Below are 14,324 nucleotides of genomic sequence, written 5' to 3' on the forward strand. Positions count from 1 at the left end.
TGGGGGTGTTCTTTTTGCGTAAAAAGAAAGTGTTTAAAACAATATTTTTAATAGTATTATTTTGTGTTACTTTAATAGGTTTAATAAAGGTTAATATATTAAACACAAAAGCTTTATCTCCTTTAGGGAACACAAACGATAACTATAAATTAGTTAGTGAAGAATTTGGTGAGGATTTTTCTAATTTCATTCAAGATAAATCACCTGTAAAAATATATGTTGAAGAAGATGAAGAAACAATGGTTAGATTAGGAGAAAAGGATTTTATTATAAAATCGGAATCAAATTTAATAAACTTTGCTAAGGGAGTTTTTTCTAAAGTAGAAGATTTGTTTAATTAATAAACAAATAATGGATAAACCCCATAAATTCTATTTTTATTGACACACAGTAAGTGGTGTATGTTATAATTTAGCTGATTCTTATAATGGGGGTGAAGTGACTGTCTATATAAGACAGTTTTAATATATGAATAATGATAGAAAACAATATATAAGAAACTTTTCAATAGTAGCCCATATAGACCACGGTAAGTCTACTTTAGCAGATAGACTTTTAGAAGCTACAGGAACTCTTACACAAAGGGAAATGGAAGCTCAAGTTCTTGATAATATGGAACTTGAAAGAGAAAGAGGAATTACAATTAAATCACAAGCAGCTAGACTTGTTTATAGAAGAGATGATGGTAATGAGTATATCCTAAATCTTATAGATACTCCAGGTCACGTAGACTTCACATATGAAGTATCTAGAAGCTTAGCAGCCTGTGAAGGTGCTTTGTTAGTGGTAGATGCAACGCAAGGGATACAAGCACAAACCTTAGCTAACTGTTATTTAGCATTAGATAATGATTTAGAAATAGCACCAGTAATTAATAAGATAGATTTACCTTCATCAAGAGCTGAAGAAGTTAAACAAGAAATTGAAGATGTAATAGGAATTGAAGCAGAGAATGCTCCAATGATATCAGCTAAAACTGGATTAAATATCGATCAGGTTTTAGAAGAGATTGTTGAAAGATTACCAGCACCAGAAGGAGATGAAGATGCTTCTTTAAAGGCACTTATATTTGATTCTTACTATGATAGCTATAAAGGTGTAGTTTGTTATGTAAGAATTCTTGATGGAGTTGTTAAGCCTGGAACTAAAATTAAGTTAATGGCTACAGATAAGGTTTATGATGTAGTTGAGGTAGGTGTATTCACTCCAAGACTATTCCCAATTGGAGAATTAAGAGCTGGTGATGTTGGATATGTTACGGCTTCTATTAAAAATGTTAGAGATGCTAGAGTTGGTGACACTATAACTTATGCAGATAGACCAACAGCTGAAGCATTACCAGGATATAAACCAGCAGTACCAATGGTTTACTCAGGAATATACCCTGTTGATGGAGCTAAGTATGATGAATTAAAGGAAGCATTAGAAAAGCTTCAAATAAATGATGCTGCCTTAAACTTTGAACCAGAAACTTCTATAGCACTTGGATTTGGTTTTAGATGTGGTTTCCTTGGATTATTACACATGGAAATAATTCAAGAAAGAATAGAAAGAGAATTTAATTTAGATATTATTACAACAGCACCATCAGTTATTTATAAGGTAATAAAGACTGACGGAGAAGTTTTAGATATTACAAACCCTACAAATCTTCCTGAACCAACTGAAATTGATTATATGGAAGAACCAGTAGTAAAGGCTTCTATTATTACACCAACAGATTATGTGGGTGCAGTTATGGAGCTTTGCCAAGAAAGAAGAGGAACATATATTGATATGCAATATATGGAGGAAACAAGAGCGGTAATAACTTATGACATGCCTCTAAATGAAATAGTGTATGATTTCTTTGATACATTAAAATCAAGAACAAGAGGTTATGCTTCTCTTGATTATGAATTTAAGGGATATGTTCAAACAGAACTTGTTAAGCTTGATATATTATTAAATGGAGATGTTGTTGATGCTTTATCAATGATAGTTCCAAAGGAAAGAGCTTACCATAAGGGAAGAGGAATTGCAGAAAAGCTTAAAGAAATAATTCCAAGACAAATGTTTGAGGTTCCGATACAAGCAGCTGTAGGTTCTAAGATTATTGCTAGAGAAACTGTAAAGGCAATGAGAAAAGACGTATTAGCTAAGTGTTATGGTGGAGATATCTCAAGAAAGAAGAAGCTTCTTGAAAAGCAAAAAGAAGGTAAGAAGAGAATGAGACAGGTTGGATCTGTTGAAGTTCCACAAGAAGCATTCATGGCTGTATTAAAAGTTGATTAATAACGAAAGCTCAAGCAATTTAAGCTTGAGCTTTTTTATCTACCTAAAATATATTTTTTAAAAGAATATATATTCTTTTAAAGTAAAAATAATAAAAATAATATAATGAGATGTTAGAAAAAAATAATTTCATTATGGCTGGATTGCTTTTGTAATTAAAATATTATCTTCTCAATATAATTTAAAGAAATAAAATTTATTGGAGGGATGATAATGTTAGATGCTTTAATGAGAGACACTAAGATAAAACCAAAGAAGTTAAGGAGAAAAGGTTATACTACAGGAACTGTAAGAAGAAAAAATGGAGATGTGATACCTGTAATTTTAACTGGTAGAGTGGTTGATAGCTATTTAGCAATTCATGGTGATCATTCATGGATGGATATTAAGTTAGGGGATGAAGAGATAAATACAGAAATAGTAAATGTTTATAGAGATGTTTTAATGCACAATACTATTGATATAGATCTAAAGGAAAAATAATATTATAATTATTTTTGCAAATAAAGTAATTATCCTATAAAATAGATTTAAGATAATAATGAGAAGTTAATTAGGAGGATTATTATGTTTTTAACTGAATTAAATACAGAAGAGGCTAGTGCTTTTTTAAGTTTAGTAACTCAATTTGCTAAAGTGGATGAAACATTTGCTAAGGAAGAAAAAAGATTAATATATGATTATTTAGATGAATTAAGTTTAAAGGAAGAAGATATTAAAAATTTATCTTATGAAGAGATTATTAATGTATTAAAAAAATCTAAAAATAGAATTAAGTCTATAGTTTATTTTGAATTAGTTGGGCTAGCTTTAGTTGATGGGGAATATGGAGATAAAGAAATAGATTTTCTTGATAAGATAGCTGTTAGTTTAGATATTAGAAGAGATAAAAAAATAGCCTTTGCAAATTATTTCTTTAACTTTAAAGAAATTTATGATTTTTCGGTTGTAGAAGCTGAAAGTAAAATAGAATTGTTAAAAGAAGAAGCAGAAGCGTTACTATAATAAACTTAAGGGGTGCTATTAAAGTGCCTCTTTTTGTTTTGGGAGGAATTAATTTATGAAGGAAGTAGCATTATATATTCATATACCTTTTTGCAAGCAAAAGTGCTTTTATTGTGATTTTCCGTCATATGCAAGAAAAGATGACTTGATGAGTGATTATATAGAGGCTTTATTAATTGAATTAAAAGAGAAAATAAAAGACTATGAAGTAAGAAGTTTATTTATTGGAGGAGGAACACCTTCGTATTTAAATGAAGAAAATTTAAGTAAGCTAATGAAGGGAATAAAAAATATAAATTTTATTGAAGATGCAGAAAAAACAATAGAATGTAATCCAGGTACTGTATCAGAAGAAAAGTTTAATATTATGAAGGGCGGAGGAATTAACAGATTAAGTTTTGGGTTACAAACTACAAAAAATAATTTGTTAAAGGGAATTGGAAGAATACATACTTTTGAAGCTTTTAAAGATAATTATAATTTAGCAAGAAGTGTAGGTTTTAATAATATAAATATAGATATGATGTTTGGATTGCCAAACCAAAGTGTCAAGGATTGGACTGATAGTTTAGAAGAAGTGGCAAAGTTAAATCCAGAACATATATCTGCCTACAGTTTAATTATTGAAGAAGGAACACCTTTTTATAAATTATATAATGAAGATAAGTTAAAGCTTCCATCAGAGGAAGAAGAGAGAGAGATGTATAAGAAATGCAAAAATATCCTTATAGAAAATGGGTATCACCAATATGAAATTTCTAATTATGCAAAGGAAGGTAAAGAATGTTTACATAATGAAGTGTATTGGATGTGTAATGAATATATTGGAGTTGGAGCATCTTCTAGTTCGTATATAGATGGAAAGAGAATAAAGAATATAGATGATTTACGAGAGTATATAAAAAGAATAGGTAGTGGTAAAAGTATAGTAGATGAAGAGATTATAAATACTAAAAATGATAACATAGAAGAATTTATGTTTATGGGATTAAGAATGAATTGTGGTATTGAAGAGGAAGAGTTTAAAAGAAGATTTCATACTGATGTAGATAATGTCTATAAAGATGTTATTGAAGGTAATATAAACAAGGGATTATTAGAAAGAAAAAGAGGAAGAATATATTTAACTGATAAAGGTATAGAGCTTTCTAATATGGTCATGAGTGATATGATATTGTAATATTTAGAAAACTAAAGAAAAATAGAAATAAAGTGAAATAATCATGGTTTTTTGAAGAAAATAGAAAAAGGTGAGAAGTATTTGAAATTGACAAAGGAATAAAGAAATAATATATTTTAAATATAGTCATTAGCACTCAAACTTGGTGAGTGCTAACAATACGAGGTGAGGTTATGGCTATTGATGATAGAAAAATTAGAATTTTAGAAGCCATTATAAATGATTATATTAATACTGGTGAGCCAGTGGGATCTAGAACAATAGCAAAAAGGTATGATTTAGGTGTTGGTTCAGCAACAATAAGAAATGAAATGTCAGATTTAGAGGATATGGGATATTTAGAGCAACCTCATACATCAGCAGGGAGAGTGCCATCTAGCAAAGGTTATAGATTATATGTTGATAACTTAATGCAAAGGTCAAAGCTTTCCATTGATGAAGAATTAAGGATTAAAAAATATCTTATTGATTGTGCAATGCTAGAAGTAGATAAAATTGTAAAACAAGCAAGCACTTTACTTTCTGAATTGACTAATCTTACCTGTGTAGTACAAACACCATCCGTTAGACAAAGCTATATTAAGTCAGTTCAATTATTGATGGTAGATGAATTTAATTTGGTTTCTGTTATTGTAACTGATAGCGGAGTAATTAAAAATCATAGAATAAAGGTAGCTAAAGTTCCTTCAGTTGAAGAGTTACAAACCATAAATAAAGTCATAAATTCAAGATTGCAAAATCTTACAATAGACGAAATTAACTTAGAGGTAATAAATAACTTAAAAAGAGATTTCGTTGGATATGATGATTTGTTTAATGCAATAGTAACAGCATTATATGATAGTTTAAAAGAAGAAAATTCATCTGAAATATTCATGGAAGGAACAACAAATATATTTAACTATCAAGAATACAATGATATAGAAAGCGCTAAGGAGATATTAAATCTTCTTTATAATAAAGATTATGTAATTGAGCTTATTGAACCTAAAGGAGATATTACAATAAAAATTGGTGATGAAAATTATATACCAGGAGCCAAAAATTGTAGTGTAATATCAGCAGAATACTCATTAGGAGATAGACCAATTGGTACAATAGGGCTTATAGGTCCACAAAGGATTAACTATTCAAGGGTGATTTCAATAATGGCTCAAGTTATGAAAGAACTTAATGATATGTTAAAAGGCCAAGGCTTAGATTAAAAATAACGAGAAGAGGTGTAGAGTTTATAATGGAAGAAACAAATAAGAATGTTCAAGAAGACTTAAAAGAAACTACAGAGGAAATAAATGAAGAAGTAGTTCAGGAAGATGTTGTTGAAGAAATATTAGAAAATGAAGAAGTAGCTCAAGAAGAAAGCACTAATGGAGAAAGTGAAGAGGATGAATTGGCTATGCTTAGAAAAAATAAGGATGAAGTTAAAAGACTTAATAATGAAGTAGAAGCTTTAAAAGATAGACTTCTTAGAGTTACTGCTGAATATGAAAACTATAGAAAAAGAACTGCTAAAGAAAAAGAAGGAATTTATACAGATTCTTGTGCAGATGTAATAAAAGAAATACTACCAGTTGTTGATAACTTAGAAAGAGCATTGGCAGCTGATGGAAGTGTAGAAGATCTAAAAAAAGGTATTGAAATGACAATAAAGGGTCTTCAAAGTTCATTTGATAAGTTAGGTGTAGAAGAAATAGATGCTTCAGGAGAATTTGATCCTAATTTGCACCAAGCAGTAATGCATATTGAAGATGAATCTTTAGAAACTAATGTAGTTGCTGAAGTATTTATGAAAGGATACAAAAGAGGCGACAAGGTAATTAGACATACTGTAGTCAAAGTAGCTAACTAATTAAAAATTTTAATATATAAGAAATAAAAACTAGATTTTATCTATGTTTGAGGAGGAATAAATTATGGGAAAAATTATAGGTATTGACTTAGGTACTACAAACTCATGTGTAGCAGTAATGGAAGGTGGAGAACCAGTCGTTATAGCTAACTCAGAAGGAGCTAGAACTACTCCATCAGTAGTTTCGTTCCAAGCAAATGGAGAAAGATTAGTTGGGCAAGTAGCTAAAAGACAAGCGATTACAAACCCAGATAAAACAATAATATCAATTAAGAGAGAAATGGGAACTAATCATAAAACTAATATAGACGGTAAAGATTATTCACCACAAGAAATTTCAGCTATGATTCTTCAAAAAATCAAAGCTGATGCAGAAGCTTACTTAGGTGAAACTGTTTCTCAAGCAGTTATTACAGTACCTGCTTACTTCAATGATGCTGAAAGACAAGCGACAAAGGATGCTGGTAAGATAGCAGGGCTTGAAGTATTAAGAATCATAAACGAACCAACTGCTGCATCATTAGCATATGGTTTAGATAAGACTGATAAGAGTGAAAAGATATTAGTTTATGATCTAGGTGGAGGTACTTTCGATGTATCTATCCTAGAACTTGGAGATGGAGTTTTCGAAGTATTATCAACAAATGGGGATACTAAGCTAGGTGGAGATGACTTTGATAACAAGGTTATGGACTACATTGCTGAAACATTCAAAGCTGAAAATGGTATAGATTTAAGAAATGATAAGATGGCTCTTCAAAGATTAAAAGAAGCAGCTGAAAAAGCTAAGATAGAATTATCATCTTCAACTCAAACAAACATTAACTTACCATTCATAACTGCTGATGCAACTGGTCCAAAGCATATAGATATGAACTTAACTAGAGCTAAATTCAATGAATTAACTCATGATCTAGTTCAAAGATCAATTGAGCCAATGAAGAAAGCATTATCTGATGCAGGTCTTTCAATGAATCAAGTTGATAAGGTGATTTTAGTTGGTGGTTCTACAAGAATTCCAGCTGTTCAAGAAGCAGTTAAGAGCTTTACAGGAAAAGATCCTTCAAAGGGAGTTAACCCAGATGAATGTGTTGCTATAGGTGCAGCTATTCAAGCAGGTGTTTTAACTGGTGAAGTTAAAGACGTATTATTATTAGACGTTACTCCATTAACTTTAGGTATTGAAACTTTAGGTGGAGTTGCTACTGCATTAATAGAAAGAAATACAACTATCCCTGCAAGAAAGAGCCAAGTGTTCTCAACAGCAGCAGATGGTCAAACTTCAGTTGAAATTCATATCGTTCAAGGTGAAAGACAAATGGCAGCTGATAATAAGACTTTAGGTAGATTTACTCTATCAGGAATTGCTCCAGCTCCAAGAGGAATCCCTCAAATCGAAGTTACTTTTGATATAGATGCAAATGGTATTGTTAAGGTATCAGCTGTAGATAAGGGAACTGGTAAGGAAGCTAATATCACAATCACTGCTTCAACTAACTTAAGTGATGATGAAGTAGATAGAGCTGTTAAGGAAGCTGAAAAGTTCGCTGAAGAAGATAAGAAGAGAAAAGAAAAGATAGAAGTTCATAACAATGCTGATCAAGTTGTTTACCAAACTGAAAAGACATTAAATGAACTTGGAGATAAGGTATCAGCTGAAGATAAGGCTAAGATTGAAGCTAAATTAGAAGAAGTTAAGAAGATTAAAGATGGTGAAGATTTAGAAGCTATCAAGAAGGCAATGGATGAATTAACTCAAGAATTCTATGCTGTATCTTCTAAGATTTATGCAGATGCTAATGCAAATGGAGCAGCAGGTGCAGGTTTTGATCCAAACAACATGGGAGGAAACCCAGGTGCAGGATCAGCTCCACATGATGACAATGTTGTAGATGCAGATTTTAAAGTAGATGAAGATAAATAGTTGTCACAATTAATATGAATCTTATATAATAAGAGAGGGAAGGCAAAAGTCGTCTTCCCTTTTCTAAAGTTAATAAAAATTAGGTGGGTGAAAAATAGATGGCAAGCAGAGACTACTACGAAGTCCTAGGGCTTCAAAAGGGCGCTAGTGATGATGAAATAAAAAGAGCCTTTAGAAAGCTAGCTATAAAATACCATCCTGACAAAAATCAAGGGGATACGGAAGCTGAACAAAAGTTTAAAGAAATAAATGAAGCTTATCAAGTGCTTTCTGATCCTGAAAAGAAAGCTCAATATGATCAATTTGGAACAATTGACCCAGGAGCAGGATTCGGTGCAGGTGGATTTGGTGGCTTTGATTTCTCTGATATGGGAGGCTTTGGAGATATATTTGATACATTCTTTGGTGGTGGTGGATCAGGTAGAAGAAGAAATGGTCCAGTAAGAGGAAATGATATTGAATATACTTTAAGTTTAACATTTGAAGAAGCTGTATTTGGTACAGAAAAAGAGATATCTATAACAAGAAGTGAAAACTGTGAGGAGTGCCATGGATCAGGTGCTGAGCCTGGAACAAGTGCTAATACATGTCCAACTTGTGGAGGTTCAGGTCAAGTAAGAGTACAAAGGCAGACTCCATTAGGAAGCTTTGTAAGTACTACTACATGTGATAAGTGCGGAGGAAAAGGTAAGGTTATAGATACTCCGTGTCATACATGTCATGGAAAAGGTCACGTTAGAAAGAATAGAAAGATTACTGTTAAGATACCAGCAGGTGTAGATACAGGTAATGTAATGCCACTTAGAGGTCAAGGTGAACATGGTGAAAATGGCGGTTCACCAGGAGATTTATATATTAAGATAAGAGTTGCACCTTCTAAGCAATTTACTAGAAAGGGTAATGATATATATGTAGATACTCACATATCTATGGCTAAAGCTGCACTTGGAACAGAAATAAAAGTTCCAACTGTTGATGGAGATGTTAAGTACACAGTTCCTTCAGGAACACAATCAGGAACTCTATTTAGACTTAAAGGAAAAGGTGTTCCTAGAGTTAATTCATCAGGTAGAGGAGATCAATACGTTAAGGTTGTAGTTGATATTCCTAAGAATTTAAGTGATAAAGCCAAAGAAGCTTTAGTTGCATTTATGGAAGCAACTGGTGAAGCTGTTGAAGGCGAGCATAAGTCTCACAAAAAAGGATTTAATTTATTTAATAAATAAAGAAAAGACTGTGAAAGAATAGTATTTTTTCACAGTCTTTTTTTTCTTATAACAATTTTCCTATATATAGTATAAATAATTCCTATTGGACTTGGAAAAACTATGAATATAGAATAGATTATATAGAAACATAAGAAAAACTTTTAATATGAGGTGGAGATGTGAACAGTTTAAAGGAAATACTATTAGGTGAAATTGAAGATTTTAGAAAGGTTGGTCATAAGTTTTTAGATGGAGAATTAAACTTGATGCAATTTAAACATGAATCAGGTGGTATGGGGATGTATGCACACCGTGGTGGAAAAGAGTTTATGATAAGATTTAGAATACCTTCTGGGGTAACTGATTCAGATGAATTAAATTTAATTTATGACTATGCTAAAAAGCATAGTCTTGGTGGCATTCACTTTACAACACGACAAGCAATACAGTTACATGGGTTAACATTAGATGGTGCTTGTGATTTAATGAAGGAAGGATTAGAAGTGAATTTATTTACTAGAGGAGCTGGAGGTAACTTTCCAAGAAATGTAGCTCTTTCACCCTTAGCAGGTGTTGATAAGGAAGAAGAGTTTGATCCAACTCCATATGCATTAGCTGTTGGTAATCACTTTCTAAAGAAGATTTATACATATAAGTTGCCTAGAAAGTTAAAAGTATCTTTTTCTAATTCTTTTAAGGATACAGCTCATTGTACAGTGCAAGATTTAGGTTTTGTTGCTGTAAAGAGAGATGGAAAAGAATATTTCAAAGTTTATATAGGTGGAGGACTTGGAAATAATCCAAGAAAAGCTATAGAACTAGATGAATTGATAGAAGCTAAGGACGTTCTTTATTATATTGAAGGAATGACTAATCTTTTTATAGCAGAAGGAGACTATAAAAATAGAGCTAAAGCTAGAATTAGATATATAGCTGATAGAATGGGCGATGAAGAGTTTGTTAATCAATTTAAGCTTTATACAAAAGCTGAAAAAGAAAAAGGTGGATTAGAATTAAAGCTTCATCCTACTGAGATAAAAAAAGAAGGAATAAAAACAGAAGTTAAAGATAAGAGATTAATAGAGCAAAAACAAGAGGGACTTTATACTGTATATTTGCATCCAGTAGGAGGACAATTGAAATTAGAGGATCTTAGAGAGATTTTAGATACTATAGATAACTTTGAGGATGTAGAAGTAAGACTTGCAATGACTGAAGGAGTATACTTTAGAAACTTAAATGGTAAAGAAGCAGAAACCTTATTGAATATTACTAAGAAGATGGGGGGAGAAGCTGAAATATATCATAGCGTGGCGTGTATAGGTGTTCCAACATGTCAAATAGGAATAGGTAATAGTCAAGGGTTATTGTTTGATATAATAGACTACTTTAAAGGGAAAGATTATTCTTCAGATTTAATGCCAAGAGTACATATTTCAGGATGTACAAATTCATGTGGAGTACATGAAATAGGAAAGATAGGCTTTACAGGTAAGAAGAAGAGAGTAGATGATGCTGTAAAAGATGTTTTTGGATTGTTTATAAATGGAGATTTTACAGTGGAAAATGTAAGGTTAGGTGAATTTAAGGGAGATATGTTACCAGAGAGAATACCAGAATTTTTATATGAGTTAGCTATGAAGCTTGAAGAGGGTAATATTAAGTTTGAAGATTACATAAAAGAAGATGAATTTATGAACTTAGTAAATAAATATTCAGTATAAAATATAAGGGTTGTATCCAAGCTGATACAACCCTTTGTTAATATAAGGCATTCCTTGACATAACTTAAATGTAAAGTGTAAAATATTATATTAGTCAAAGAATAAGCGAAAGGATTGATTTTTTTGGAAGGAACTTGGATAGAGGTTAGAGTAATTACCAAAAGTGAGGCTTTAGAACCGATTTCTGGTATATTCTACGGACTAGATTGTAAGGGTGTTGCTATAGAGGATCCAGAAGATATATTAGGTAGAGAACAAGGACCGTTAACATGGGACTTTGCAGATATAAATGTACTAGAACACAAGGGTAAATTTGCAGTTGTTAAAGGGTATTTTTCAGAAGAAGATAATATAGATGAAATAATAGCTTATATCAATAAAAAGGTTGAAGAAATTAAATCATTAGGAATTGATGTGGGTGAAGGTAAAGTAGAGTTTGAAAAAATGTATGAAGAAGATTGGGCAAACAACTGGAAGAAGTACTATAAGCCTTCAAAGGTAGGAGAGAAAATAGTTGTCAAACCAATATGGGAAGAATATGAGGTAAAAGATGAAGAATTAGTAGTTGAATTGGATCCAGGAATGGCATTTGGAACAGGTGAACATGAAACTACAAGAATGTGTATTCAAGCTTTAGAAAAGTATGTTCAAAAAGACAGTACTGTATTTGATGTTGGTTGTGGTTCTGGAATACTTGCCATTGCAGCAGCTAAGCTTGGTGCAAAACTTGCAGTTGGAGTTGACTTAGATCCAGTAGCGGTAGAATCAGCGAAAGAAAATGTAGGATTCAATAACATAGACAATATTGAAATTCTACATGGAAACTTAATTGAAGTTATTGATGGTAAGGCTGATATAGTTGTAGCTAACATTATAGCAGAAATTATCTGTATATTAACTGAAGATGTAAGTAGAGTAATTAAGCCAAATGGATACTTTATAACATCAGGAATTATACATGATAGAGTAGAAATGGTTACTAATAAGTTAGAAGAATGCGGTTTTGAAGTTGTTAAGGTTAATAAGGATGGGGAATGGAACTGCATAATAGCAAAACTTAAGTAGTTAAGGAGAGAAGTATATGCATAAGTTTTTCACACCTGCTGAAAATATTAATTTTAATGAAGGAAAAATATTAGGTGATGATGTTAAACATATATATAAGGTTTTAAGATTAATTGAGGGGGAAGAGGTAGTTTTAAATAACTGCATAGGTGATGAATTCCTTGGGAAAATAAAAAGTATCTCAAAGACTGAAGTTATTATAGATATACTAGAAAAGTTAGATGTAGATAATGAAAGTCCAATAGAAATCTATTTATACCAAGGTCTTCCTAAGTCACAAAAGATGGACCTTATAGTTCAAAAGGGTACTGAACTTGGAATATCAAAGTTTGTACCAACTATTACTGATAGAGTAGATGTTAAACTTAAGGGAGAGTTTAAGAAGCTTGATAGGCTTAATAGAATAGCTCTTGAAGCTGCAAAGCAAAGTAAGAGAAGCCTTATTCCAAGGGTAGATGAGCCAATATCATTTGATGATGTTTTAGAGGAATTAGAGAAATTAGATTTATTCTTAGTTCCTTATGAGAACACTGAAAACTTTGGAATTAAAGGTGTAATAAAGGATTTAAGGGATAGTGGAAGATTAGATAATGTTAAAAAGATCGGTATAATGGTTGGACCAGAAGGCGGTTTTGAGGAAGAAGAAATTGAAAGACTAAAAGAAAAAGGTGCCTATATTATTACGCTAGGAAGTAGGATTCTAAGAACGGAAACAGCTGGATTTACAGCAACTGCTTTAGTGCAATATGAGTTAGGTGATTTAGGAGGAAATGTTTAATGAAGGTTGCATTTTCTACATTAGGATGTAGAGTTAATCATTATGAATCAGAAGCTATGGCAGAAAAGTTTATAAGAGAAGGATATGAGGTGACAGAGTTTACAGAAGTTGCTGATGTCTATGTTATAAATACATGTACAGTAACCAATATGGGAGATAAGAAATCTAGACAAATTATAAGTAGAGCTAGAAGACTTAATCCGGATGCTATAATAGCTGTTGTAGGATGTTATTCACAAATAGCACCAAAGGAAGTTTCAGCAATAGAAGGCGTTGATGTTGTTCTTGGGACTAGAAATAAGGGTGATGTAGTTTATTATGTAAATAAAGCTAGAGATGAACAAACAGCACAAATATACGTTGAAAGTGTATTAAGAAATAAGAAATTTGAGGCATTAAATATAGAAGAGTATCAAGATAAGACAAGAGCATTCTTAAAAATCCAAGATGGATGTAATAGATTCTGTGCATACTGTATAATACCTTATTCTAGGGGATCAGTATGTTCAAAGGAACCAAGACAAGTTCTTGACGAAATAAATAAGTTATCAGAACATGGATTTAAGGAAATAATATTATCAGGAATTCATACTGCATCATATGGGCTAGATTTAGATGGTGAAATCACTTTGGTTGATTTATTAGAAGAAATAGAAAAACTAGATGGTATTGAAAGAGTAAGAATAGGATCTATAGAACCAGCTTTCTTTACTCCAGAAGTAATTGAAAAAATTAGGAATATGAAGAAGCTATGTCCTCAGTTCCACCTTTCTCTTCAAAGTGGATGTAATGCTACATTAAAGAGAATGAATAGAAGGTACACAGCTGAAGAGTATGAAAGAATAGTTAATATTTTAAGAGAAAATATTAAAGATGTTTCTATTACAACTGACGTTATAGTTGGCTTCCCTGGAGAAACAGAAGAAGAATTTAATGAAACTTATGAATTCTTAAAGAGAATAAAGCTTACAAAAACTCATGTGTTTAAATATAGTCCAAGAGAAGGTACAAAGGCTGCAACTATGCCAAATCAATTAGATGGAACAGTTAAGGATAAAAGAAGTAAAGCTCTTATAGAATTAAATGATAAAAATGAAGGTGACTTTACTAGATTTATTGTTGGTAGAGTTATGGATGTACTTATAGAACAACCAGTAAAAGGGAAAGATGATGTATATGAAGGATATACTAGAAACTATGTTAAGGTTGAAGTTAAAGGTATAGAAGAAAACTTAAAAGGTCAAATAGTAAATTGCAAGATAGAAGAAGCTTTAGGAGATTATGCTGTAGCTACTCTTGTGAAATAAAAAAGTTACT

Annotated in this window: 13 protein-coding genes; all 13 read left to right on the forward strand. The window is 31.6% G+C overall.

Translation table 11 applies throughout. From position 1 onward, the window contains the following. Positions 1 to 14: 14 nt before the first annotated feature. The 13 genes from G594_RS0116575 (at position 15) to mtaB (ending at position 14,314) form a co-directional block, all read left to right on the forward strand. Complete coding sequence (locus tag G594_RS0116575) at positions 15 to 341, forward strand: hypothetical protein (protein WP_027099566.1); 327 nt, start codon at positions 15 to 17, stop codon at positions 339 to 341. A 127-nt stretch (positions 342 to 468) separates the two neighbouring features. Next, entirely contained in the window at positions 469 to 2,274 is a 1,806-nt protein-coding gene (gene lepA, locus G594_RS0116580) for a translation elongation factor 4 (RefSeq protein WP_027099567.1), read from the forward strand. Between the two features lie 213 nt (positions 2,275 to 2,487). Further along, positions 2,488 to 2,757 (forward strand): hypothetical protein, encoded by a 270-nt coding sequence (locus G594_RS0116585; RefSeq protein ID WP_027099568.1) that lies wholly within the window; start codon positions 2,488 to 2,490, stop codon positions 2,755 to 2,757. Positions 2,758 to 2,841: 84 nt separating this feature from the next. After that, positions 2,842 to 3,279 carry a hypothetical protein gene (locus tag G594_RS0116590; protein WP_027099569.1) on the forward strand — a complete coding sequence of 146 codons (438 nt, stop codon included), beginning with the start codon at positions 2,842 to 2,844 and terminating at the stop codon, positions 3,277 to 3,279. A 55-nt stretch (positions 3,280 to 3,334) separates the two neighbouring features. Then, positions 3,335 to 4,459 (forward strand): radical SAM family heme chaperone HemW, encoded by a 1,125-nt coding sequence (gene hemW / locus G594_RS0116595; RefSeq protein ID WP_027099570.1) that lies wholly within the window; start codon positions 3,335 to 3,337, stop codon positions 4,457 to 4,459. Between the two features lie 173 nt (positions 4,460 to 4,632). After that, on the forward strand, positions 4,633 to 5,664 hold the full coding sequence (gene hrcA, locus G594_RS0116600) for a heat-inducible transcriptional repressor HrcA (protein WP_027099571.1): 1,032 nt from the start codon (positions 4,633 to 4,635) through the stop codon (positions 5,662 to 5,664). Positions 5,665 to 5,693: 29 nt separating this feature from the next. Then, complete coding sequence (grpE, locus tag G594_RS0116605; RefSeq protein WP_027099572.1) at positions 5,694 to 6,308, forward strand: nucleotide exchange factor GrpE; 615 nt, start codon at positions 5,694 to 5,696, stop codon at positions 6,306 to 6,308. Between the two features lie 64 nt (positions 6,309 to 6,372). Then, a complete protein-coding gene (gene dnaK, locus G594_RS0116610; RefSeq protein WP_027099573.1) occupies positions 6,373 to 8,232 on the forward strand; it encodes a molecular chaperone DnaK in 1,860 nt (619 codons plus the stop codon). A gap of 98 nt (positions 8,233 to 8,330) precedes the next feature. Beyond that, positions 8,331 to 9,458, forward strand: coding sequence for a molecular chaperone DnaJ (gene dnaJ / locus G594_RS0116615; RefSeq protein WP_027099574.1), 1,128 nt, complete (start codon positions 8,331 to 8,333; stop codon positions 9,456 to 9,458). Between the two features lie 161 nt (positions 9,459 to 9,619). Beyond that, positions 9,620 to 11,164 (forward strand): nitrite/sulfite reductase, encoded by a 1,545-nt coding sequence (locus G594_RS0116620; protein ID WP_027099575.1) that lies wholly within the window; start codon positions 9,620 to 9,622, stop codon positions 11,162 to 11,164. Positions 11,165 to 11,287: 123 nt separating this feature from the next. Further along, on the forward strand, positions 11,288 to 12,229 hold the full coding sequence (gene prmA / locus G594_RS0116625) for a 50S ribosomal protein L11 methyltransferase (RefSeq protein WP_027099576.1): 942 nt from the start codon (positions 11,288 to 11,290) through the stop codon (positions 12,227 to 12,229). A gap of 16 nt (positions 12,230 to 12,245) precedes the next feature. Then, positions 12,246 to 13,007 (forward strand): RsmE family RNA methyltransferase, encoded by a 762-nt coding sequence (locus G594_RS0116630; RefSeq protein ID WP_027099577.1) that lies wholly within the window; start codon positions 12,246 to 12,248, stop codon positions 13,005 to 13,007. Further along, complete coding sequence (gene mtaB / locus G594_RS0116635) at positions 13,007 to 14,314, forward strand: tRNA (N(6)-L-threonylcarbamoyladenosine(37)-C(2))-methylthiotransferase MtaB (protein WP_027099578.1); 1,308 nt, start codon at positions 13,007 to 13,009, stop codon at positions 14,312 to 14,314. Before G594_RS0116630 ends, mtaB begins: the two co-directional genes overlap by 1 nt. The last annotated feature ends 10 nt before the right edge of the window (positions 14,315 to 14,324 follow it).

It is taken from the genome of Clostridium paraputrificum AGR2156, from assembly GCF_000424025.1.
GTDB classification, from domain to species: Bacteria; Bacillota; Clostridia; order Clostridiales; family Clostridiaceae; genus Clostridium; species Clostridium paraputrificum.

Bases quoted from the DNA above. Each gene is read 5' to 3' on its own strand.
- hrcA (WP_027099571.1), top strand. From the start codon at position 4,633: ATGGCTATTGATGATAGAAAAATTAGAATTTTAGAAGCCATTATAAAT.
- G594_RS0116585 (WP_027099568.1), top strand. From the start codon at position 2,488: ATGTTAGATGCTTTAATGAGAGACACTAAGATAAAACCAAAGAAGTTA.
- lepA (WP_027099567.1), top strand. From the start codon at position 469: ATGAATAATGATAGAAAACAATATATAAGAAACTTTTCAATAGTAGCC.
- dnaK (WP_027099573.1), top strand. From the start codon at position 6,373: ATGGGAAAAATTATAGGTATTGACTTAGGTACTACAAACTCATGTGTA.
- G594_RS0116590 (WP_027099569.1), top strand. From the start codon at position 2,842: ATGTTTTTAACTGAATTAAATACAGAAGAGGCTAGTGCTTTTTTAAGT.
- hemW (WP_027099570.1), top strand. From the start codon at position 3,335: ATGAAGGAAGTAGCATTATATATTCATATACCTTTTTGCAAGCAAAAG.
- G594_RS0116630 (WP_027099577.1), top strand. From the start codon at position 12,246: ATGCATAAGTTTTTCACACCTGCTGAAAATATTAATTTTAATGAAGGA.
- mtaB (WP_027099578.1), top strand. From the start codon at position 13,007: ATGAAGGTTGCATTTTCTACATTAGGATGTAGAGTTAATCATTATGAA.
- dnaJ (WP_027099574.1), top strand. From the start codon at position 8,331: ATGGCAAGCAGAGACTACTACGAAGTCCTAGGGCTTCAAAAGGGCGCT.
- grpE (WP_027099572.1), top strand. From the start codon at position 5,694: ATGGAAGAAACAAATAAGAATGTTCAAGAAGACTTAAAAGAAACTACA.